This is a genomic window from Pseudomonas syringae (assembly GCF_000737245.1).
In the GTDB taxonomy this organism is placed as follows: domain Bacteria; phylum Pseudomonadota; class Gammaproteobacteria; order Pseudomonadales; family Pseudomonadaceae; genus Aquipseudomonas; species Aquipseudomonas syringae_J.
Genome location: NZ_JPQU01000045.1, coordinates 121,344 through 144,445, shown reverse-complemented (window position 1 = coordinate 144,445; position 23,102 = coordinate 121,344). Strand labels below are relative to the sequence as shown.

20 protein-coding genes are annotated in these 23,102 nt (G+C 58.6%); 9 read left to right on the top strand and 11 right to left on the bottom strand.

The genetic code is table 11. The annotated features are described in order from the left end of the window. Positions 1–224: 224 nt before the first annotated feature. Together IV01_RS09035 and IV01_RS09040 are read left to right on the top strand one after the other, a co-directional pair. Complete coding sequence (locus tag IV01_RS09035) at positions 225–815, top strand: PadR family transcriptional regulator (protein WP_032629760.1); 591 nt, start codon at positions 225–227, stop codon at positions 813–815. Continuing rightward, entirely contained in the window at positions 812–1,582 is a 771-nt protein-coding gene (locus IV01_RS09040; RefSeq protein ID WP_032629758.1) for a siderophore-interacting protein, read from the top strand. The genes IV01_RS09035 and IV01_RS09040 overlap by 4 nt, the downstream gene beginning before the upstream one ends. A 197-nt stretch (positions 1,583–1,779) precedes the next feature. Here the strand turns inward: IV01_RS09040 and IV01_RS09045 are convergent, their stop codons facing one another. Beyond that, complete coding sequence (locus tag IV01_RS09045; RefSeq protein ID WP_032629756.1) at positions 1,780–2,433, bottom strand: Pr6Pr family membrane protein; 654 nt, start codon at positions 2,431–2,433, stop codon at positions 1,780–1,782. A gap of 38 nt (positions 2,434–2,471) precedes the next feature. Next, positions 2,472–2,699 (bottom strand): VF530 family DNA-binding protein, encoded by a 228-nt coding sequence (locus IV01_RS09050; protein WP_032629754.1) that lies wholly within the window; start codon positions 2,697–2,699, stop codon positions 2,472–2,474. A gap of 251 nt (positions 2,700–2,950) precedes the next feature. Here IV01_RS09050 and IV01_RS09055 point away from each other — a divergent pair, with 251 nt between their 5' ends. The 3 genes from IV01_RS09055 to IV01_RS09065 all read left to right on the top strand — a co-directional run bounded on the left by IV01_RS09055 (position 2,951) and on the right by IV01_RS09065 (position 9,354). Then, the gene (locus IV01_RS09055; protein ID WP_032629752.1) at positions 2,951–4,987 is read left to right on the top strand and encodes a TonB-dependent receptor; all 2,037 of its coding nucleotides are present in this window, start codon (positions 2,951–2,953) and stop codon (positions 4,985–4,987) included. 416 nt (positions 4,988–5,403) lie between these two features. Beyond that, entirely contained in the window at positions 5,404–6,786 is a 1,383-nt protein-coding gene (locus tag IV01_RS09060) for a carbohydrate porin (protein WP_080290343.1), read from the top strand. 132 nt (positions 6,787–6,918) lie between these two features. Beyond that, the gene (locus IV01_RS09065) at positions 6,919–9,354 is read left to right on the top strand and encodes a glucose/quinate/shikimate family membrane-bound PQQ-dependent dehydrogenase (protein WP_032629750.1); all 2,436 of its coding nucleotides are present in this window, start codon (positions 6,919–6,921) and stop codon (positions 9,352–9,354) included. Positions 9,355–10,260: 906 nt separating this feature from the next. Here the strand turns inward: IV01_RS09065 and IV01_RS09070 are convergent. From IV01_RS09070 to IV01_RS09085, 4 genes are read right to left on the bottom strand one after another with little or no spacing between them, the layout of a single operon-like run. Then, positions 10,261–10,686, bottom strand: a complete 426-nt coding sequence (locus tag IV01_RS09070) for a group I truncated hemoglobin (RefSeq protein ID WP_032629748.1) — start codon at positions 10,684–10,686, stop codon at positions 10,261–10,263. Position 10,687: 1 nt separating this feature from the next. Next, on the bottom strand, positions 10,688–11,551 hold the full coding sequence (locus IV01_RS09075) for a DUF3034 family protein (protein ID WP_032629746.1): 864 nt from the start codon (positions 11,549–11,551) through the stop codon (positions 10,688–10,690). A 3-nt stretch (positions 11,552–11,554) separates the two neighbouring features. After that, entirely contained in the window at positions 11,555–13,906 is a 2,352-nt protein-coding gene (locus tag IV01_RS09080) for an EAL domain-containing protein (protein ID WP_032629744.1), read from the bottom strand. Beyond that, entirely contained in the window at positions 13,906–14,571 is a 666-nt protein-coding gene (locus IV01_RS09085) for a methylamine utilization protein (RefSeq protein WP_032629742.1), read from the bottom strand. The genes IV01_RS09080 and IV01_RS09085 overlap by 1 nt, the downstream gene beginning before the upstream one ends. Before the next feature lie 262 nt (positions 14,572–14,833). Here IV01_RS09085 and lon point away from each other — a divergent pair, with 262 nt between their 5' ends. The 4 genes from lon to cmoB all read left to right on the top strand — a co-directional run bounded on the left by lon (position 14,834) and on the right by cmoB (position 19,685). Next, on the top strand, positions 14,834–17,254 hold the full coding sequence (gene lon, locus IV01_RS09090) for an endopeptidase La (protein WP_032629740.1): 2,421 nt from the start codon (positions 14,834–14,836) through the stop codon (positions 17,252–17,254). A gap of 245 nt (positions 17,255–17,499) precedes the next feature. Next, complete coding sequence (locus IV01_RS09095; RefSeq protein ID WP_032629738.1) at positions 17,500–17,892, top strand: protease inhibitor I42 family protein; 393 nt, start codon at positions 17,500–17,502, stop codon at positions 17,890–17,892. Between the two features lie 93 nt (positions 17,893–17,985). Next, a complete protein-coding gene (cmoA, locus tag IV01_RS09100; protein ID WP_032629737.1) occupies positions 17,986–18,729 on the top strand; it encodes a carboxy-S-adenosyl-L-methionine synthase CmoA in 744 nt (247 codons plus the stop codon). Further along, positions 18,726–19,685, top strand: coding sequence for a tRNA 5-methoxyuridine(34)/uridine 5-oxyacetic acid(34) synthase CmoB (gene cmoB, locus IV01_RS09105; RefSeq protein ID WP_032629735.1), 960 nt, complete (start codon positions 18,726–18,728; stop codon positions 19,683–19,685). The genes cmoA and cmoB overlap by 4 nt, the downstream gene beginning before the upstream one ends. Positions 19,686–19,797: 112 nt before the next feature. On the opposite strand, the gene pdxJ is transcribed toward cmoB, so the two are convergent. The 5 genes from pdxJ to IV01_RS26700 all read right to left on the bottom strand — a co-directional run bounded on the left by pdxJ (position 19,798) and on the right by IV01_RS26700 (position 23,073). Further along, a complete protein-coding gene (pdxJ, locus tag IV01_RS09110; RefSeq protein ID WP_032629733.1) occupies positions 19,798–20,544 on the bottom strand; it encodes a pyridoxine 5'-phosphate synthase in 747 nt (248 codons plus the stop codon). 50 nt (positions 20,545–20,594) lie between these two features. Beyond that, on the bottom strand, positions 20,595–21,278 hold the full coding sequence (gene recO / locus IV01_RS09115) for a DNA repair protein RecO (RefSeq protein WP_080290350.1): 684 nt from the start codon (positions 21,276–21,278) through the stop codon (positions 20,595–20,597). 76 nt (positions 21,279–21,354) lie between these two features. Then, a complete protein-coding gene (gene era, locus IV01_RS09120; protein WP_032629731.1) occupies positions 21,355–22,257 on the bottom strand; it encodes a GTPase Era in 903 nt (300 codons plus the stop codon). After that, positions 22,250–22,939: a ribonuclease III gene (gene rnc / locus IV01_RS09125; protein ID WP_032629729.1), complete on the bottom strand. Its 690-nt coding sequence runs from the start codon at positions 22,937–22,939 to the stop codon at positions 22,250–22,252. Before rnc ends, era begins: the two co-directional genes overlap by 8 nt. Further along, positions 22,936–23,073 (bottom strand): hypothetical protein, encoded by a 138-nt coding sequence (locus tag IV01_RS26700; RefSeq protein ID WP_154232239.1) that lies wholly within the window; start codon positions 23,071–23,073, stop codon positions 22,936–22,938. The genes rnc and IV01_RS26700 overlap by 4 nt, the downstream gene beginning before the upstream one ends. Between the last annotated feature and the right edge of the window lie 29 nt (positions 23,074–23,102).

The following is a 23,102-nucleotide window of genomic DNA, read 5'->3' as shown; positions in this document are numbered from 1 at the left end:
GGGGTGGCGCTCCACCTTGCTCGCGAATATGGGTCCTACATTCGAAATATTTTATGAACCTAACATCGCCTTCGCGAGCAAGCTCGCTCCCACACGAACCGTTTTTTAGATTCGATAGCCCAGGTCGGCCTCCCCGCCAAACAAGAACCGTTCGTCTTTATCTCTTGCATACACAATAAGATATATCTTAAGGTATATCTAACTTGTAACAGGAGATGAAGAAAATGCGTGATGACCATCACCACAATGACCACCGTCCACACCACCACCGCGAGCATGGCGATGGGCGGGACGGCTTCGAGAAACGTCCGGGTCGCGAACGCGGCGGGCGTGGGCCTCGGGTATTTGCCCCGGGGGATTTGAAATTACTGCTGCTGGCGCTGATTGCCGAACAGCCCTGCCATGGCTACGACCTCATCCGCCAGATCGAAGGCATGTTCGACGGCGCTTACAGCCCCAGCCCCGGCGTGATCTACCCGACCCTGACCTTTCTGGAAGAAAGCGAGCTGATCGAAGGCGATGCCCAGGGCGGGAAAAAACACTATGCGGTCACGGAGGCCGGTCGTGCCTCGCTGGTTGAACAAGCGATCGCTCTGGATGGCGTGCGCATGCGCATCGATGTCAGCAAACGCTCATTGCGCGGCCATGATCGTCCGGCAGAAATCCACGAAGCTGTGCATAACTTGCGGCATGCCTTGCAACTGCACCACGGTCGCTGGAGCCCAGAAGAAATTCTGCGGGTTCGCGACCTGCTCAATAACACCGCCAAAGCCATCGTCGATGGCCCCCAGTCTATTTCGGAGAAGTCGGTATGAATTCACAGCAGTCCATCCATCGCGTCAGCCATGAGATCAAACGTCGCAAGCTTGAGGTGCTGCGCGTGACGGACGTCACCCCAAAGATGCGCAGGGTTACCCTGCATGGCCCGGACCTGACGGGTTTTATCAGCCTGGGCACCGATGACCATGTAAAGCTCATATTCGCCACTACCCCAGAAGAGCAAGCCGCACTGGAAAACTTAATGCCCGGTTCGCCCAATGACGGCCCTAAACCCGTCATGCGTGATTACACGCCGCGCCGTTATGATCCGGTCAGCGGCGAGTTGGACATTGATTTCGTGCTGCACGGTGAAGGCCCTGCCGCGAGCTGGGCCGAACAGGTAGAGCCAGGTCAGTTCCTGCATATCGCCGGCCCACGTGGATCGATGATCGTGCCGGATATCTTCGACAGCTACCTGCTGATCGGCGACGAAACCGCCCTGCCCGCCATCGCCCGACGTCTTGAGGGGCTTCCATCCAATCGCAGCGCGTTGGTGGTGGTGGAAGTTGCGGATCAAAGTGAACAGCAGGTTTTCCACAGCCAGGCGCAGGTGGATGTGATCTGGATCGTGCGCGGCGAACAGAGCCTGCTGGACGTCACCCGCCGTCTGGAAATGCCGGAAGGAAGGCTCTACGCCTGGGTAGCAACCGAATCAGGATTGTCGCGCAAACTGCGCCGGGTGCTGCTCGATGAATTCGGCCTGGAAGAGGAATTTGTGAAGGCTGCGGGGTATTGGCGGGTTGATGGGGGTGATGCCGAATAACCGCAAAATAAGCATCCAACCCTTGATGCTGCTCCCCAGACGACACCCTTTCGTGCGGCAAACCCGTAGGAGCGCGCTTGCCCGCGATGACATCCGCACAAGCGAAAAACATGTCGGCATTGAAATCGCATCGCGGGCAAGCGCGCTCCTACGGATAACCAGTTTTAGTCTGTACGTTATGTTGTGTTCGCCAAGATTCAACGCTTGGCGGCGTGTCGGTCTAACCCAAACAACACAAGCGCAATCACGATAAACCCTATCAATATCCCACCGGCATTGGTGAACGCTTCGACGTAGCCGATATTCCCGACATTGATAAACGGGTACATGTAGTCGCCGATGTAACTGCCCCGCAGCAGTACGTAGGAAAAGTAAGCCACTGGATACAGAATCCACAGCAGTACATGCCTGAATCGCAGCGTGCCTCTGGGGACGTACAGCCACCAATACAGCAGGAACGCCAGCGGCATGACGTCGTGCAGCAGTTCATCGGCGATCCATTGCCAGCCTTCGGGTTGCCAAAGATGTCGCAGGAGCAGGTTATAGGCCAGCCCCACCAATACGATGCTGGCCGCAATGCCGCTGCACACGGCCGGGAGGCGGAAGAAGCGTTGCACGACCGAGGTCCGTTGGCTCAAGGCAAAGCTTAAGGCGACGGCTACCAGGGTGTTGGTCCATACGGTGAAGAAGCTGAAAAACCGCACCAACCCGCCCAACAAACTGGCGTCATCAGCCCAGCGTCCAATCAATACCAGATAAAGCTGAATGGCCAACCCTGACCAACCCAGGCAGGCGGCGATGAGCGTGTAATAGCGCGATCCTTGCGCAGTTAGCATGTCTTTGCGGTACATCGTTGATTCCTTGAGACCGGCATTGCATCCGGGCGAAATTACCAACCCTTGCTGCGGTGCAACTTCACGTAGAGCGCCTCGACCTTCTCCCTGGCCCAAGGCGTCTTGCGCAAAAACGTCAGGCTGGACTTGATGCTTGGATCACTTTTGAAGCAGCGAATATCAATACGCTCAGCCAGGCCCGACCACTCGTAATGGTCAACCAGTACATTGAGGATCTGTTCCAGTGTCACGCCGTGCAGAGGATTGGAATGGGGTGTGGTCATGCGAAACCTTCCAGCTGAATGAATAAAGGCACTTCCCGAGAGCTGCGCACCTTAGCCGAGGCTTCAGACAGCGGGAAGAGCTTAGCGTGCGAAGACGTTGTAATGGCAGTCAGGATTCACCTCCAGAAACGGTAGGACGCTTCCCAAAAGTTCCTCTGGCCGACCAATAAAGAGATGTTATATTGTAACTATACGTATCCATCTCAATGCTCCACACGGGCTGCCTAAAGCCCATCGCCAAGGAAATCCGTATGTCCCGCCCTTCAAAAAATCTGCTCTGGCACCTCTCGCCATTGGCAACCGCCATGCTGCTCGCTTCACCTTCCCATGCAGCCAATGTGGTGGACCTGCAACCGCAAGTGATTACCGCCAACCCGCTGGGCAGCAATCAACTGGCATCCCCGGCCACGGTGCTTGATGGTGACGATCTGACCTTTCAACAAAAAAGCAGCCTGGGCGAAACCCTGAATAAACAACCCGGTGTTTCTTCGTCGTACTTCGGTCCCGGTGCCAGCCGGCCGATCATTCGCGGCCAGGATGGCGACCGGATTCGCATTCTGCGTAATGGCGTCGGCGCGCTCGACGCCTCGTCGCTGTCTTACGACCATGCGGTCCCGCTGGACCCGGTCAATGTCGAGCGCATTGAGATCGTCCGCGGCCCGGCAGCACTGCTGTATGGGGGCAGTGCCATCGGAGGGGTGGTCAATACGTTCGACAACCGCATCCCGACCGAAGCCATCGAAGGCATTCACGGTGCAGGCGAATTACGTTACGGCGGCGCGGATACCACTCGCAGCAGCGCCGGCAAACTCGAAGCCGGCAATGGTCAGTTCGCCTTGCACATCGATGCCAACGCCCGCGAATTCAATGATTTGCGCATCCCCGGCTACGCTCGCACCAGCGAGCAGCGCGCCAGTGAAGAAGGCACTGACAAAAAGCACCGGTTGAGCAACAGCGACGGCCGTCAGGACGGCGGCGCGGTGGGCGGTTCCTACACCTGGGATGACGGCTACGCCGGGGTGTCTTACAGCAACTATGACTCCAACTACGGTTCGCCCGCTGAACAGGACGTGCGCATCCGCATGCAGCAGGAGCATTACGCTTTCGCCTCGGAAATCCGCAATCTGTCCGGGCCGTTCACGTCGGTGAAACTGGACGCTGGCTACACCGATTACGAACATCGAGAAATCGAAGGTGGCGAGGTCGGCACCACGTTCAAGAACAAAGGATATGAAGCCCGTGTCGAAGCCCGTCATCAGCCGATTGGTCCCGTGGAAGGTGTGATCGGCGCGCAAGTCACCCGTGGCGAATTTTCCGCTCTGGGTGAAGAAGCGTTTGTCCCGCAGAGCGATACCAACGCTGGCGCGTTGTTCATCCTCGAAGAACTGCAAGCCACCGAGCGCCTCAAGTTGAGCCTTGGCGGGCGTATCGAGCACACCACCGTCGACCCCGACGCCAAGGGCAACGAGCGCTTCGCCAGTGCCGATACTTCCAGCAGCTTCACTGCGGGCAGCCTGTCGTCCGGCGCGGTCTATACCCTGACGCCGATCTGGTCGCTGGCGGCAACCCTGGGTTATACCGAGCGCGCACCGACTTTCTATGAGCTGTATGCCAACGGCGCGCACGTGGCCACCGGTACCTTCGAGCGTGGCGATGCCGGGTTGTCCAAGGAGAAAGCCGTGTCCAGCGACCTGGCTTTACGCTTCGACAACGGCACTCATAAAGGCAGCGTTGGCGTGTTCTACAGCCACTTTTCCAATTACATCGGCTTGTTGAACAGTGGTCGCACCTTGAATGACGAAGGCGAAGAAGATGCCGACGGCATTCCCGAATACAACTATTCGGGCGTTCGAGCGCGCTTCAGCGGTTTCGAAGCGCAGGATCACTGGAAGCTTGGGCAAAACCAGTACGGCAGCCTGGCGCTGGAGCTGTCCGGCGACTACACCCGGGCGAAAAACCTGGACACCGGCGAAGCCCTGCCGCGCATTGCACCGCTACGTTTGAACAGCGGCCTGTTGTGGGAACTGGATAAATGGCAGGCGCGCATTGATGTGGAACACGCCAGCTCGCAGCATCGGGTGCCAGAGAATGAGTCGGGTACCGACGGCTACACGACCCTGGGGGCCAGTGCTGGTTACAAATTCGATCTGGGTGGCAGCCAGTGGCTGGCGTTCGTCAACGGCGAAAACCTGACCAACCAGACCGTACGCTACGCCAGCTCGATCCTGCGCGACATCGCCCCGGCCCAGGGCCGCAGTGTTGAAGTGGGGCTGCGGACGACGTTCTGATCAAACCAATAACCGGCCACCCCGTGCAAGATGCGGGTGGCCATGGGGCGAACGCGCCCCCTGTGGGAGCGAGCTTGCTCGCGAAGGGGCCGGGACATCCGAATATATCTCTGGGGGTAGGAGCATTGCCTTCGCGAGCAAGCTCGCTCCCACCGAGAACTGTGTTGAGCGTGGAGTCCTGGGGGATTTCAGGCAAACATAGAATTTCCCGCGTTAGTTCCCACAGCCCTTCCCTCCCCCGCACTATTGCAATCCCCGCAATGATCCATGTCAGTTTCCGCGCTGTTTACGCATCCGTTAGCCCCCTATCATTGCAACCTGCCAACTGAAACGATTTTGCAACTGCTTATGCAGTGCAGAGCCGTGGCATAGCGCCGCACGCCTTCTCTCCAAATAACTCGAAAAGAACGATACCCATGTCTGCCAACACGAGACGTTTTTTGGCTTTTGCCCTGCCCTGTCCTTCACGCCTGAGCCTGACCGCAAGCCTCTGCGGATTTGCCGCCGCCGGCATCGCAAGCTTTGCCAGCGCGGCTCCCGCCTTCGACAGTGACTCTCCCTGGATGCTGGGCGACTGGAACGGCAAGCGCACCGAGCTTTCGCAAGCAGGTTATGACTTCAAACTCGATTACACCTCCGAAACAGGCTCCAACCTGCACGGCGGTTACAGCCATGACAAAGCGGTGCGTTACAGCGATCAATACGCGCTTGGCGCCCATCTGGACCTGCAGAAAATCCTCGGCTGGCATGACGCCGAGTTCCAGCTGACGCTGACCAACCGCAACGGTGACAACATCAGCAATGACCGGGTCAGCGATCCGCGCACTGGTACCTTGTCGTCATCCCAGGAGGTCTGGGGTCGGGGCAGCGTCACCCGCCTCACGCAGCTTTGGTATCAGCAGAAGTTTTTTGACCAGGCGCTGAGCATCAAGCTGGGCCGCTTCAATCAGGGTGAAGATTTCGGCAGCTTCCCGTGTGACTTCCAGAACCTTGCGTTGTGTGGCTCCCAGGTGGGCAACTGGGATGGCGGCACGGTTTACAACTGGCCCGTCAGCCAATGGGCGATGCGCGCCAAGTACCAGATCAATCCCGAGCTGTTCGCCCAGATCGGCGTCTTCGAGCAGAACCCGTCCAATCTGGACAATGACAATGGCTTCAAGCTGAGCGGCAGCGGCACCCAAGGCGCGGTCTTGCCGGTAGAGCTGGTCTGGTCACCAAAAGTGGACGGCCTGCCGGGTGAATACCGCGTGGGTTATTACTACAGCACCGCTGATAGCCAGGATGTTTACAAAAACAGCAATGGCCAATCCGCTGCCTTGACCGACAGCACCTATCGCAGTGCGTCGAGCAAACACGGTATGTGGGTCAATCTGCTGCAGCAAGTGACCAGCCGGGCCAGCGATCAAAGCCGCGGCCTGAGCGTGTTTGCCAACGGCACGATGCACGACAAGAAGACCAACATGGTCGACAACTACGTGTCCCTCGGTGCGTTCTACAAGGGCCCGTTCGACGCCCGTCCCAAGGACGACATTGGTCTGGCGGTCGCACGTATCCATGTCAATCCGGCCTACCGCAAGAACGCAGATGCACAAAATCAGGCAGTGGCGGTCTACGACTACAACGACCCGGCCTTCACGCCCTTGCAAGACACCGAATACAACGCCGAGCTGTATTACGGCGTTCACGTAAGCAATTGGCTCACCGTACGCCCCAATCTGCAGTTCATCCGCCATCCCGGCGGTGTGAATCAGGTGGACGATGCGCTGGTGGCTGGCTTGAAAATTCAGTCCTCGTTCTGACCGACGGCTGATTTCTACTGTCATTAGTTCGTATCAACAACTAGTTTCAAAGTATTGCAGCGAATTCATCACCGAATCCTGCGCAACACAACAAAGCGTCAATCACTTAAATCTGTCTTGGAGATTCACACTATGAGCACTGACGGTGCTTTGAGTAGACATCGCCTGCTACCGACATTGCTCGGGGCGGTGATCCTGCTGATGGGCCTGGTCCTGCTGGGTCTGGGTATCAAACTGCTGCAAGTCGGCGGTTCGATGTATTACCTGCTGGCCGGCATCGGCTTCGCAGTCACGGGCGTGCTGCTCATCACCGGACGCCGCGCAGCCTTCGGCTTGTATGCAGTGATCCTGTTTGCAAGCACTGTCTGGGCATTGTGGGAAGTGGGTCTGGACTGGTGGCAACTGGTGCCGCGTCTGGCCTTGTGGTTCGCACTGGGCATTGTGATGTTGCTGCCCTGGTTCCGTCGCCCGGTTCTGCGTGGGCAACCTGGCGGTCTGGGCACCAGCGGCCTGACCGTTGCCGTGGTTCTGGCCGGTGTTGCTGCACTGGCGAGCCAGTTCACCAACCCCGGTGAAATCAAAGGTCAACTGGACCGCGAGACGGCAGGCACCACCAGCGCCGCACCCGCCATGCCTGATGGCGACTGGCAGTCCTACGGCCGCACCGCCTTCGGTGATCGTTACTCGCCTTTGGCGCAGATCACCCCGGAAAACGCCAACAAGTTGGTCCCTGCCTGGACCTACCGCACCGGTGACATCCCAGGGCCAAACGATCCGGGTGAAACCACCGCCGAGAACACGCCGCTCAAAGTCAACGGCATGCTCTACGTCTGTACGCCGCACAGCCAAGTGATTGCCCTGGACCCGGACACCGGCAAGGAAATCTGGCGCTACGATCCAAAAATCAGCACCCAGAACGCCGCCAACTTCAAAGGTTGGGCACACATGACCTGCCGTGGCGTGTCATATCACGATGACGCCGCGTACGCTGCCGCTCCTGCATCCGATGCAGCGGCTCCAGCACAGAGCCCGACCGCGCCCGCTGTTGCCAGCACCGGCAGCAATGCGTGCCCGCGTCGCATCTTCCTGCCAACTGCCGATACTCGCCTGATCGCGCTGAACGCCGACACCGGTAAAGTCTGTGAAGACTTCGGCAACAAAGGCGCCATCGACCTGAGCGCCAACATCGGCACCTTCGCACCGGGTGGTTACTACTCGACGTCGCCACCGGCCGTTACCAAGGACCTGGTGGTAATTGGCGGTCACGTGACCGATAACGTTTCCACTGACGAACCTTCGGGCGTGATCCGTGCGTTCGACGTCCACACCGGCCGTCTGGTCTGGAACTGGGACAGTGGTAATCCTGATGACACCACTCCACTTGCCGCAGGTCAGTCGTACACCCGCAACTCGCCCAATATGTGGTCGATGTTCGCTGTGGACGAAAAACTCGGCATGCTCTACCTGCCGATGGGTAACCAGACCCCGGATCAGTGGGGCGGCGACCGTACTGAGGAGTCCGAGAAATACAGCGCCAGCATCGTTGCGCTGGACATTGCGACTGGCAAAGTCCGCTGGAACATGCAGCTGACTCACCATGACTTGTGGGACATGGACGTGGGCGGTCAACCGACCCTCATGGACATGAAGACCTCCGACGGCATCAAGCCTGCCGTTCTGGTATCGACCAAACAGGGCAGCATCTACGTTCTGGACCGCAGCAATGGCCAGCCGATCATCCCGATCAATGAAGTACCGGTTCCTGGTGGTGCAGTAGCAGGCGATCACACCTCGCCTACCCAGCCTAAGTCCGACCTGAACTTCATGCCGCCGCCCTTGAAAGAGAGCGACATGTGGGGCGTGACGCCGTTTGACCAGGCGCTGTGCCGGATCGACTTCAAGTCGCTGCGTTACGAAGGCCCATTCACGCCACCATCGCTGCAAGGCTCGCTGGTGTATCCAGGTAACTTCGGCGTGTTCGACTGGGGCGGCATTTCGGTCGACCCGGTGCGTCAGATCGCATTCGTCAACCCAAGCTACATGGCGTTCCGCTCCAAGCTGGTTCCGGCAGCAGAAGTCGAAGGCGGCCCGGGTCGCAAGAGCGAAACCGAAGGCGTACAGCCGAACAAAGGCGCACCATACGGCGTGATCCTCGAAGCGCTGCTGTCGCCAATGGGCCTGCCTTGCCAGGCGCCAGCATGGGGTTATGTGGCTGCCGTGGACCTGACCAATCATCAGACCATCTGGATGCAAAAGAACGGCACCGTGCGTGACAGCTCGCCGGTTCCAATCCCGCTATCCATGGGCGTTCCAAGCCTGGGCGGCACGTTCACCACTGCCGGCGGAGTCGGGTTCCTCAGCGGTACGCTTGATCAGTACCTGCGCGCCTACGATGTTCGTAACGGCAAGCAGCTGTGGGAAGGCCGCCTGCCAGCAGGCGCGCAAACCACACCGATGACCTACACCGGCAAAGACGGCAAGCAATACGTGCTGGTCGTGGCGGGCGGTCACGGTTCCCTGGGGACCAAACAAGGCGACTACGTGATGGCGTTTAAACTGCCGGATTGATGGGTTGCTGATGTGATGTGATTGAAAAGGCGGCTATCGAGAGATGGCCGTTTTTTTTGGTGATTATTGGAGGCATATCCGGTGTTGCGGTAATGGCTGCTATTGGTTGCGCCCTTACGGCGCCTCACTTTTGAGAAGCGCAAAAGTAAGCATGGGCCTGCCCCACCACTCGGTCCCTCGCCTAGGCTCGGCATGCCCGTAATCCGACATTGATTCGGCGGGCCGCCGCAAAGGGCCATCCCTGGCCCAGTGCGGCTAAACCGGCATCCATGCCGGTTTGCCCGCCAAATCAATGTCGGCTTCCGGCCAGCGTGGTTTAACGGGGCGCCTAAGATCAAAATCAAAAGCGCGCGAGGCGGCCTGAAAGCCGACCTGCTTTTGTTCTTGGATACCGCGCTGTTTCTGTGCCATTCGCTTTGTGAATGAATTCGCCCACGGAATTAACGGCGTGCGCGATTCTCTGTAGGAGCTGCCGAAGGCTGCGAATCGGTAGCCGCCTTCGCAACCTTCGGCAGCTCCTACCTCAATTCACGTAGCTCCATCCATCGTCGCCGCTGTTGATATTGATCTTGATCTGCTGTTGATCTTGATCTTGGCGCCCCGTCAAACCACGCTGGCCGGAATTCGATGTTGAGGCGTGGGGCAAACCGGCAGGGATGCCGGTTTAGCCGCCCTAGGCCATGGATGGCCGTTGGCGGCGGCGCCACGCATCAATGTCGGATTACGGGCATGCCGAGCACCAGCGAGGGACCGAGTGGTGGGGCACAGCGTTTTTGGTTACTTTTTTCTGGGCCGGCATTCCGGGCGTCTGTAAAAAGTGACCCGCCGTAAGGGCGGAACCGTCAGCAGCAATCACCGCAGCAACGGATATGTACACAAATCACAAATCACATATACACAGGCACCCTACTTCTCAATCACTTCCCCGCGCACCGGTGCCAACCGCGCAATCAAGCGGTTCTGGTTGGGTACGGAAATGCCCTCGGCATCCATCGCATCAATCAAATCCTCGACCAACGCATTGAAATCGCTGCGGGTCAGGTTCAGCCCCTTGTGAGCCTCCGCGAGCGTATCGCCGGTGTATTTGCACGGCCCGCCTGCTTCAACACACAAATGCTCAGTCAACTTGTCCCGCAGCCGCGTTATGTCCACCTTCTTGAAGTGCTCGACGATGCGCTTATCCTTGGCCACGTTCAGCAACATGCCTTCAACAATGCGCTGGATCCCCGGTCGCTGGCCAAGGGCGTGGTAAAGGCTGTCATCCTTGGGCGGCTGTTGTGCACAACCGGCCAGGATGACCAGCATCAAACCGGCGAGTAAATTACGACACATGTCAGAAACTCCCCTGAATAGACAGATAAGCCCCGTTCTGGTCGTCCAGCTTGGCGATTTCCCCCAGCTTCGCGTAGGCCAGCACCACGGATAAATGCTTGTTGGGGAAATAGCCGACGAACAAGTCCGCCCAATCGCTCTCACCGGCAAACGACAAGTTATCCGGTTTCTCTCGATACTCGACACCCAGCGCCCAGCGCGGATTCAACAGCACGGCTACCGAACCTTCCTTGAGCAGGCTGCGGGTATCCCGGCGATCACCGCCGAAGCCCAACAGACCGGTTTCATTGGCGCGGCTGTAACGAACGCCGCCGTTGAGCACGACGTTGTAGCCAAAGGCTGCGCCCATGAACAGACGGCTGGCCGTCAGATAGCCCTCAACGTCCGAATCGCGCTTGGCGCCCACCAGGCTGGGGATCAGGAAGTCATTCTGCTTCTTGTATTCGATGCCCAGGGAAACCTGCGGCAGCGTGTCGTAGATCAGGTCCCCGAACAGACGCACCTTCACACCGAAGATGTCCTGAGTCAGGTTATCTTCCGGCAGACTCAGATTTTTCTGCAGAGTGCCCAGGCCAAATCGTTGGTGAGCGTAGGAAAGCTCTACCCGGTTGCCATAGGCCACCGACATACCCGCGACGTCCAGGGTGTAATCCGGCAAATCGACATGGGTGGCAAAGACGCTGGTCCCCCATTCGCCCTGCTCGCCATAGCCGGTCAGCACCGCCCAGGGAGTTATACCGCCGCCCGCTGCACCTTCGATGCTGGACGCACCACCGGTGGCAATCAGACGACCGTTATCGGCATGGGCAATCTGTACGAAGGCGCCCAACATGCAACTCAACACCACCGAATATTTGTAAGACATCGCTCAATGAACCATCAGGCTGGGTAAAGAAAAAGACTTGGCCATCCATGCTTCAAACGCGACGGCGGGCAGTGGACGGCTGATCAGATAGCCTTGCGCCGTGTCGCAGTGCCAGCGATCAAGCAATATGAGGCTGCGCTCATACTCGACCCCTTCGGCGACAACTTTCAGGCCCAGGTTATGGCTCATCTCAATGGTCGAACGCACGATTACCGCGTCTTCGCTGGTTTCATCCAGGTTGCGCACAAATGACTGGTCGATTTTCAGTTCTTGCACGGGCAGCCGCTTGAGGTGCGCCAGCGACGAATAACCGGTACCGAAATCATCCACGGAAAGGCTGATGCCGCATTGACGCAGACGGTTGAGGACTACCAGCGCCTGTTCCGGTTCGCGCATGACGGCGCTTTCGGTGATCTCGAAGATCAGCTGTTCGGCGGGCAGTCGATATAACTTGAGCAGGCTCATGACCCGGTCAGCCAGGTCGCCGCCGAGCAAGTCATCAGCAGAAATGTTCACCGACACCTGCACCACCAGGCCGCGCTGCCTCCACTCGGCCATTTGGCGCATCGACTCTTCAATTACCCAACTGGTGAGGATCTGAATACTGCCGGTGCGCTCCGCGAGGACGATGAATTCAGCCGGCGACACGTTGCCAAACTGCGGGTGCTGCCAACGCAGCAAGGCTTCAGCCTGACGCACGATGCCCTGACGGATATCGAGCTTGGGTTGGTAATGCAGCTGCAACTCGCCCTTCTTCGCGGCTTGGCGCAAATCACGAATCAGGCTGATCTGCCGCTGGTGCGCCAGATCCCGACCGTCTTCATAGACTTGCAGGCGCCCCGGCATTTGCAGCGCATCGCGACGAGCGATGGCGGCACGCTGGAGCAACTCATCCACCGAGCTCCCATGCGCGGGATAGCCGACGATACCGATGGTGCACTCCAGCACCACATCGCTGCCGTCCACATGCTGGGGCTGGCTGAGCAGACGTTGCAGTCTGTCAGCCATTGCCACGGCGCCGTCACTGCCGGTGTGATCGAGCAGCAAGAGGAATTCGTTAGCCGTGGACCGGGCCAGGGTATCGCCAGCGTTCAGCATCCCTTTTAGCTCCTGACCCACGTCGCGGAGCAATTGATCAACGCCGGCAGCGCCACAGCTTTCATTGATTGCCAGGTAATTGTCGATGCCAAGGCACAGCAGCGCCATGGGCCGCTGGGCAGCGATTGAGCTGCCCAGACGTTCCATGGCCAGCGCGCGGTTAGGTAGACCGGTCTGGGCATCATGCAGCGCGTTATGCGCCAGTTGATCCTCACGTACCGCGATGCCTTGCTGCATGGTGTTGATGGCAATTGCCAGCATGCCCAGTTCATCGCTACGCGCCATGCGCACCGGGGTTTTGTAATCACCATCACCGATGCGTTTAGCCGCCAGCGCCAAGGCACGAACCGGTAGCGACACACTGCGCGCCAGGATCAGCGTTCCCACCAGCGAGGCCAGCAAGGCAATGATCGAGATCCAGAAGATTTTTTCATCCAGCGGCGCAAAAGCCATCATTGCTTTGTCGATGGGGCTTTGCAGCAGGGCAAACACTTGCTCCTGATTGCCATCAATGTTGTCCAGTACCAAGGTCTGACTGAGAAAGCTCAGGTTCGAGTGTTCGGTCATACCGACCTGGCCCTGGGATGAGCTCAGCATCAGTTTGGTCAGACCGGCAAACATCTCTGGCGGCTGAGTACTGATCAGTTGCCCCGGCTTACCGCCGTCGATGGTCAGAAACGAGACTTCAAGGCCACTCATGGAGCGCAGTGCCTGGGCCAACTCGCCATCCATGCTGAAGCCCATGACCACGCGACCGATCGGCAAAGGCGCAAGCACGGTACTTTCCACCAGAAGATGGGGCAGACCACTTTCGGGCACGATCACCATTGACTGACCTTTGCGTTTGGCATCACGCAGCGAACGGTCAAAACGGAACTTGGTGCCCTCCTGCACCGAAGCCACAGTACTGGCGATCACTGTGCCATCCATGCTCAACAGGAACATGTCGCTGGCACCGATACGGCCGCCGTGATTGAGCAACACCGAACGAATGGTCGAAGCATCAGAGCTGGCCACCGCATCGCGAAAGCCAAAGTCAGCCGACATCAATTGCACGCCGTCACGCAGTCGTTTGCCGCGCATGTCCATCAAATCTTCAAACACGCGCGAGCCGACTTCCAGCTGAGTCTGGGCCTGGGAACGCACCGCATCACCGGTTGCCGCCTTGACCGCGAAGTACACCGCAGCGACTACAACGAGCAGCAGGGCAGTCAACACACAGGCAATACGCGCCTGAAAACTGGTGCGCAGGTTCATTAGTGGGCGGCCTTGTGGAAGGCATCGCTAAACGAACTCGCAGCAGGTGCAGCCGGCGCGTCTTCGGCGCTGGCCTCAACCTCGAAACTGAAATCCTTTTTCATCCCGGCAGCAGGCACGTCAAATGCGCCGCCGCTGACGGGCTGCATATCGGGCGCTTTGGGGTGCCACAGGGTTGCCGAGTAGTGCCCGGCAGGTAGATCAAAATTCACGGTGCCATCCTCAGCACTGACTGCGAACCACGGATCATCGGTGACGTAGATATAGCCCAACATCCAGTCATGGATATTGCAGCCGAGGACAACGATGCCTGGTTTATCAAACAGCAGCGGATCGGACGGCGTGCCGCTGTAAAGACGCAGCTCAAACCGTTTGGCGGGCGAAAATGAATACACCTGATGGCGGATGTTATCGCTGTTGGGGAATTTGACTTCGGTGTTGGTGTGCACGGCCAGTACGCGGGGTGAGAACTCCTGATCGCGCTGGTCCATATTCGCTTTGAGTGAGCCGCCAAGCTTGCCCGGCCCCTGCAACGTCAGCACCGCGCCGGATACCGGCTTGCCGTTCATGTCCATGAGACGCGCATTAAGCCCGGTAGCCGAGGCCGATACGGCACACGCCAGCAAACACGCGGTTACAAGCGCAGAAATAGCTTTGTTCATCAAGTCAGTCCACAACGGCAAGGCCGAGTAAATAAATGCCAGCCTTGGCAACGAAGTGTCTCGCAAGCAGGTTAACTGCAGCGGCACGGAAGATCACGCACCAATTAAGGCATTGAGCCATCATCGAAACTGACTCGACGAAAGGTCGCCTGCAGGTCGTGGGTGGTTTTGTTTTTCTGCTCTTGAACAGGCTATCGACCACCGCCATTGAAACCTGAGGAGCATTGCCCCATCTAAGGTTCATGTTCAATCATGCAGGTGCCCCATGAGCAACCAGCAAGCAGATTCCCAAGACTTACCAGATGACGTAGAAGGCGAGCACGAAGTAACGCTGAACTCCACCGGCACCACGCTTGCCTTGCCCGGGCAGAATCTGCCGGACAAGGTCTATATCATCCCGATTCACAATCGCCCATTCTTCCCGGCCCAGGTCTTGCCGGTGATCGTCAATGAAGAGCCATGGGCCGAAACCCTCGAGCTGGTCAGCAAATCCGATCATCACTCGTTGGCGCTGTTCTTCATGGACACGCCGCCGGAAGATCCCCGGCATTTCAACACCGACGCGCTGCCGGAGTACGGCACGCTGGTCAAGGTGCACCATGCCAGCCGGGAAAACGGCAAGCTGCAGTTCGTCGCTCAGGGTCTGAGCCGGGTCCGCATCAAGACCTGGCTCAAACACCATCGGCCGCCGTATCTGGTGGAGGTCGAATACCCGCATCAGCCCAATGAGCCGACCGACGAGGTCAAGGCTTATGGCATGGCCTTGATCAATGCAATCAAGGAACTGCTGCCGCTCAATCCGCTGTACAGCGAAGAGCTGAAGAACTACCTCAACCGCTTCAGCCCAAATGATCCATCACCACTAACCGATTTCGCCGCCGCGCTGACGTCCGCCACTGGGGTCGATCTGCAGCAAGTGCTCGACTGTGTGCCTATGCTCAAGCGCATGGAGAAAGTCCTGCCCATGCTGCGCAAGGAAGTCGAAGTGGCGCGGTTGCAGAAAGAGATTTCCGCCGAGGTGAATCGCAAGATCGGTGAGCATCAGCGCGAATTCTTCCTCAAGGAGCAACTCAAGGTTATCCAGCAGGAGCTGGGCCTGAGCAAAGACGACCGCAGCGCCGATATCGAACAGTTCGAAGCCCGTCTGGCAGGCAAGACCTTGCCCGCTCAGGCGCGTAAACGCATCGACGAGGAAATCAACAAGCTCAAGGTGCTGGAGACCGGCTCCCCTGAATATGCCGTGACCCGCAACTATCTGGACTGGGCCAGCTCCGTACCATGGGGCGTGTTCGGCAAGGACAAACTCGACCTCAAGCACGCCCGCAAAGTCCTCGATCAGCATCACGCCGGTCTGGACGATATCAAGGCGCGGATTCTCGAGTTTCTTGCCGTGGGTGCCTACAAAGGCGAGATCAGTGGTTCCATCGTCCTGCTGGTCGGCCCGCCGGGCGTCGGCAAGACCAGCGTCGGCCGCTCGATTGCCGAATCTCTGGGCCGTCCGTTCTATCGCTTCAGCGTCGGCGGCATGCGTGACGAGGCCGAAATCAAGGGTCACCGTCGCACCTACATCGGCGCCCAGCCGGGCAAGCTGGTGCAGGCGCTCAAAGATATGGAAGTCATGAACCCGGTCATCATGCTCGATGAAATCGACAAGATGGGCCAGAGCTTCCAGGGCGACCCCGCTTCTGCATTGCTGGAAACTCTCGACCCGGAACAGAACGTCGAATTCCTTGATCACTACCTCGATCTGCGTCTGGACCTGTCCAAAGTGCTGTTTATCTGCACCGCCAACACCCTGGACTCAATTCCCGGCCCGCTGCTCGACCGGATGGAAGTGATTCGCCTGTCGGGTTACATCACCGAAGAAAAACTCGCCATCGCCAAACGTCACTTGTGGCCAAAGCAGCTGGAGAAAGCGGGCGTTTCCAAAGGCAGCCTGTCCATCAGCGACACTGCCCTGCGCGCGGTCATCGAAGGTTACGCCCGGGAAGCCGGTGTGCGGCAACTGGAAAAACAGCTCAGCAAGGTGGTGCGCAAAGCCGTCGTGAAGCTGATCGATGAGCCAAAATCGACCATCAAGATCGGCCCGAAAGACCTCGAAGCTTCGCTGGGTATGCCAGTGTTCCGCAATGAGCAGGTGCTTGCCGGGACCGGCGTGATTACCGGCCTGGCCTGGACCAGCATGGGCGGTGCGACTCTGCCAATCGAAGCGACCCGCATCCACACCCTGAACCGCGGCTTCAAGCTGACCGGGCAATTGGGTGATGTGATGAAGGAATCTGCAGAAATCGCCTACAGCTACGTCAGCTCCAACCTCAAGCAATTTGGCGGCGATCCGACGTTCTTTGACGAAGCCTTCGTGCACTTGCACGTTCCGGAAGGCGCCACGCCGAAAGACGGCCCGAGCGCTGGCGTGACCATGGCCAGCGCCTTGCTGTCCCTGGCCCGCAATCAGGCGCCGAAAAAAGGTGTGGCCATGACCGGCGAACTGACACTGACCGGGCATGTGTTGCCAATTGGTGGAGTACGAGAAAAAGTCATCGCGGCCCGTCGGCAGAAAATCAACGAACTGATCCTGCCGGAACCCAACCGCGGAAACTTCGAAGAACTGCCGGACTACCTCAAGGAAGGCATCACCGTGCACTTCGCCAAGCGCTTTGCGGATGTGGCGAAGGTGTTGTTTTAACAGGCAATGATGCCCATCGTGGGCAAGCCGCGCTCCCACAGATATACGCCGTGGGACCGGCTTTAGCCGGGAAGAGGCCAGTACATCCACCCGGTATTTATCGTCTGAAATGCCGCCTTCCCGGCTGAAGCCGGTCCCACGTCGTCAAACATAGAATCTCCCACAGGTGATCCGATCCAACCACAACATCGCCTCACTAATTCCCATCGGTTATGCTCCGGTTTCGTCTGAAGACTGGAGCCACCATGCACCCTGCCCGTCTGCTATTCCCGTTGAGCCTGTCGCTTCTGGCTGCCTGCGCGCAGCAACCCAAGCATCTGGTCAGCCTTGAAGAACAAGGCGATTGCCCGTTGACGCTGAAAACCGGGCAGATTCTCATGTTAAGCCTGCCCAGCTCGCCCACCACAGGTTATCGCTGGCAAGTTCAGAACCCGGCGCAGTCGATCCTGCGTAGCCTGGGGCCTGAGGTTTATCACAACCCCGAAGACAGAAACATGGTGGGCAGCGCCGGGGAGTCGGTGTGGCGCTACCAGGCAACAACCGCTGGCAGCGGCCGCTTGACGATGGTTTATCAGCAGCCATGGGCACCGGAAGTTGCACCGGAGCAGAACTTCGATTGCGCCATTACCGTCAATTGAGGATCTTTTGCCACCCTGCGGTCAGATGATGTTTCGGCTTGGCTGCGGATTTGGCTAAAATGCCGCACTTTTCAGCCCCTCGCCGGAATCACCGTGAGCAAAGAACCCGACCGCATTTTCGCCCAGCCCCTGGCCCAGGTGCCGGACTTCGCCTTCAACGAAGACGTGGTGCGGGTTTTCCCGGACATGATCAAGCGCTCGGTGCCCGGTTATCCGACCATCGTCGAGAACCTCGGTGTACTGGCCGCGCAATTCGCTCAACCCAACAGCGTGTTGTATGACCTGGGCAGTTCTCTCGGTGCGGTGACCCAGGCACTGCGCCGTCATGTCCGTAGCGAAGGCTGCAGCGTGATCGCTGTGGATAACTCGGCGGCCATGGTCGAGCGCTGCCGGGAATACCTGAATGCACAAAACTCGATGTTTCAGGAGTTGCTGCCTGTGCAGGTGATCGACGGCGACATTCTCGCGCTGGAGTTTCAACCGGCTTCGGTGGTTGCCCTGAACTTCACCCTGCAATTCATCGCTCCGGAGCAGCGACTCGCCTTGTTGAGCCGTATCCGCCAGGCGCTGGTACCGGGGGGCGCGCTGATTCTCTCCGAGAAGCTGCGCTTCAACGATGAACAGGAACACGCCCTGCTTACTGATCTGCACATTGCCTTCAAACGCGCCAATGGCTACAGCGATCTGGAAATTGCCCAGAAGCGCAGCGCCATCGAGAACGTGATGAAACCCGACAGCCTCGAAGAACACCGCCAACGCTTGCTCGAAGCAGGCTTCAGCAAGGTGGTGCCGTGGTTCCAATGCCTGAACTTTGCCTCGTTGATTGCCCTGCCATGATTGATCTTGCCCCACTGGTCCGCCGTCTGGCGGGCACACCTCTGGCTGAATGGGCCAATGGCCTGCAAGCCCAGCTCGACACGAAGATGGCCAAGGGACACGGCGACCTGGAGCGCTGGCAAGGCGCGCTGAACGCCTTACCCGATCTGATGCCCACGCGCATCGATCTCAAGGACAGCTTCAGCCTCGACGCCGATTGCGATGAGCAAACCCGCGAACAGACCCACGCTGCCCTGATGGGCCTCTCACCATGGCGCAAAGGCCCGTTCGATGTGTTCGGCGTGCATATCGATACCGAATGGCGCTCGGACTGGAAATGGTCACGGGTCGCCCCGCACCTGGATCTCAAAGGCAAGCGTGTGCTGGATGTCGGCTGCGGCAATGGTTATTACCAGTGGCGCATGCTTGGCGCGGGTGCAGACAGCGTGATTGGGGTCGATCCGAACTGGCTGTTCTTCTGTCAGTTCCAGGCCATGCAACGCTACTTGCCTGACCTGCCTGCGTGGCACCTGCCCTTCGCCCTGGAAGACTTGCCTGCGCGACTGGAAGGCTTCGATACGGTGTTTTCCATGGGTGTGCTGTATCACCGCAAATCGCCGATTGATCACCTGCTGGCGCTCAAGGATTGCCTGGTCAAAGGTGGCGAGCTGGTGCTGGAAACCATGGTAGTGGAAGGGGATGTGCATCAAGTGCTGGTGCCGGAAGACCGCTATTCGCAGATGCGTAACGTGTGGTTCCTGCCATCAGTGCCCGCGCTGGAGCTGTGGCTGCGCCGCGCCGGCTTCGTGGATGTGCGATGCGTGGATGTCAGCGTGACCACCACTGAAGAACAGCGCGGTACGGAATGGATGCGCTACCAGTCTCTGAGTGATTTCCTGGATCCGGACGACCAGAGCAAAACGGTGGAAGGCCTGCCTGCACCGATGCGCGCGGTGATTGTGGGGCGTAAGCCTTAGGTCCCTTGTGGGAGCGGTGCTTGCCCGCGATGAACGATGACGCGGTCTAAGCTGAGACCGCGTTCAAGCTTATCGCGGGCAAGCACCGCTCCCACACTGGACTGCAGTGAATTCAGGCTTTATGCGCCGCCGCCACAATCAACGCCTTCATCTCTGCCACAGCAGACTTGAAGCCGACGAACAACGCATGGGCCACCAGAGCGTGGCCGATGTTCAGTTCGTTGATGCCATTGATGGCCGCCACCGCTTCGACGTTGTGGTAATGCAAGCCGTGGCCCGCATTGACGATCAAGCCTTCTGCCAACCCAAACGCCACTCCGTCAGCGATGCGCTGGAGCTCCTCAGCGACTTCGGTCGGCGTTTGCGCATCGGCGTAACGGCCGGTGTGCAGTTCGATGGCGGGTGCGCCCACACGCTTTGATGCGGCAATCTGGCGTTCGTCGGCATCGATGAACAGCGAGACCTCACAACCAATCTTGTTCAGCCGCTCAACTGCCGCCTGAATGCGCGCTTCCTGCCCGGCCACGTCAAGGCCGCCTTCGGTGGTCAGCTCCTGACGTGTTTCCGGTACCAGGCAAATGTGAGCAGGACGAATGCGCTCGGCAAACGCCAGCATCTCTTCAGTGACACCCATCTCGAAGTTCATGCGGGTTTGCAGCACGTCCTTGAGCAGCAACACGTCGCGCTCCTGGATGTGACGACGGTCTTCCCGTAAATGCACGGTGATGCCATCGGCACCGGCCTCTTCGGCATCCAGCGCAGCTTTGACCGGGTCTGGATAGCGCGTGCCTCGGGCCTGACGCAAGGTGGCGACGTGATCAATGTTTACGCCAAGCAGAATGCGGGTGCTATGAGTCACGGGTGTCTCCTGAAAAATGATCGAAACAGGTCAATGAGCATAAAGGCTGATTACGGCTTGCGAAACAGTTCGCGGCTGACCAAAGGCCGACCGCCCAGATGCACAGCCAGCGCCTGACGCATCAGACGCTTGGCAGCAGACAAAGCACCCGGGGCAGTCCAGTCGGCTTCCGCCATGGCTAATAACTCTGTGCCTTGGAACAGGCCGGGTTGCAACAGATACACGCGCTCAAGCCCGGCATCCACTTGCAGCCGATACAGACCCGTTGAGTCCAATGGGTCGCCGTTGATGTCGGTATCCAGCGCGAAACCGTAGCCGAGGTCATCCAGCAGTCGCCATTCGAAGGAACGCAGCAACGGCTCCAGCGGTCGGCCTTGCGCCAGCGCTTGCAGCGTCGCGGCATAGTGATCGAACACGCCAGGATGGGGATCTTCGGAAGGTAACAGGCGAATCAGCAATTCATTGAGGTACAGCCCGCTGAACAGCGCTTCCCCCACCAACCAACTGGCGACGCCCATGCCTTCCATGCGCCCGACGTTTTTCAGCTCGCCTTTGCCGCGAAATTCGATTTCAAGCGGGACGAAAGGCCGCGCCAAAGTGCCAGCCTTGCCCCTCGCACTACGCAATACGGCACGCAGCCGACCTTGAGGCGTGAGGAAGTCCACCAGCGCGCTATTTTCACGGTACGCCCGGCTGTGCAACACGTAAGCTGGTTGGCCGATAGGCACGCTGATCATTCAGACGCTCGAAAGAAGCGAAGGCATTACAGGCATCCGGTGCTCCCAGGAAGGCAGCACCGGATGATCAGGCTTACAGGTCGCCGTAGCCCAACGAACGCAGGGCGCGCTCGTCATCGGACCAACCGCCTTTGACCTTGACCCACAGATTGAGCATGACCTTGGAGTCGAACAGCAGCTCCATGTCGCGGCGCGCGTCAGTACCGATACGCTTGATGCGCTCGCCCTTGTCGCCAATGATGATTTTCTTCTGACCGTCACGTTCTACGAGAATCAGCGCGTGGATATGCAGGGTTTTGCCCTGCTGCTTGAACTCTTCGATTTCCACGGTGATCTGGTAAGGCAGCTCGGCACCCAACTGACGCATGATCTTCTCACGCACCAGTTCTGCGGCCAGGAAGCGGCTACTGCGGTCGGTGATCTGATCTTCCGGGAAGAAGTGATCGTTCTCCGGCAGGTGCGAGGCGATCAGGCCTTCCAGTGCGTCCAGGTTGTGCCCGTGCTGCGCCGAGATCGGCACGATGGACGCATTTGGCAGCTGACCTTGCAGCCACTCCAGATGCGGCATCAGCTCGGCCTTGTCTTCAAGACGGTCGGTCTTGTTGATAGCCAGGATCACCGGGCCTTGTACGTATTGCACGCGCTCAAGCACCATCTGGTCTTCGTCAGTCCAGCGGGTGCGGTCAACGACGAAAATCACCACGTCGACGTCTTTCAACGCAGCCGACGCGGTCTTGTTCATGTAGCGATTGAGGGCTTTCTCGCCATTTTTGTGCATGCCCGGGGTGTCGACGTAGATGGCCTGGATAGCGCCTTCAGTCTTGATGCCCAGCATGTTGTGGCGAGTGGTCTGTGGCTTGCGCGAGGTGATCGCCAGCTTTTGACCCAGGATATGGTTGATCAGCGTGGACTTGCCCACGTTTGGCCGGCCGACGATGGCGACATAGCCACAGCGTGTTGCAGTTGAATCAGTCATTGCCGTTCTCCACGCCTAGGGCAATAAGTGCTGCGGCCGCTGCTACCTGTTCGGCAATGCGACGACTGACACCCTGACCCCGGCTTTTTTCATTCAATAAGGTGATCTCGCACTCGACGAAGAACATCCGGCAGTGCGGCTCGCCCTGGATATCCACCACTTCGTAACGTGGCAGCTCACAGGCGCGCGACTGCAGAAACTCCTGCAGTCGGGTTTTCGGATCCTTGTTGGTATCCACCAGCGTCAGGCTGTCGAACTCGGTGGTCAACCACGCCAGCACACGCTCGCGGGCCATTTCCATGCCGGCATCCAGGTAGATCGCGCCAATCAGGGCTTCAAGCGCATCGGCCAGAATCGACTCACGGCGGAAGCCGCCGCTCTTCAATTCACCTGAGCCCAGCCGCAAGTACTCGCCAAGATCAAAACCGCGGGCCAGCAAAGCGAGGGTTTCACCCTTGACCAGACGCGCCCGCAGCCGGGACAACTGGCCTTCGCGGGCCTGAGGAAAGCGGTCAAACAGCGCTTCACCGGCAACGAAGTTGAGGATAGCGTCACCGAGGAATTCCAGACGCTCATTATTGCGACCGGCAAAGCTGCGGTGAGTCAGGGCCAGAACCATCAGTTCCTGATCTTTGAAGGTGTAGCCGAGCTGACGCTCCAGGCGACTCAAGGAAACTGTCACAGGTTACCCACGCAAAAAGTATCGTCGAACATCACCGCCAGCCGGATTGACTGGTTCAGTGGTTCACGTTGTTCATATTTCAAATGGGCAAGAAGCTTTTTGTTCTTAACCGTCACGTTTAACGCCTTGTTCAAATCTACATCCTGAGTGCTATTGAACTGCT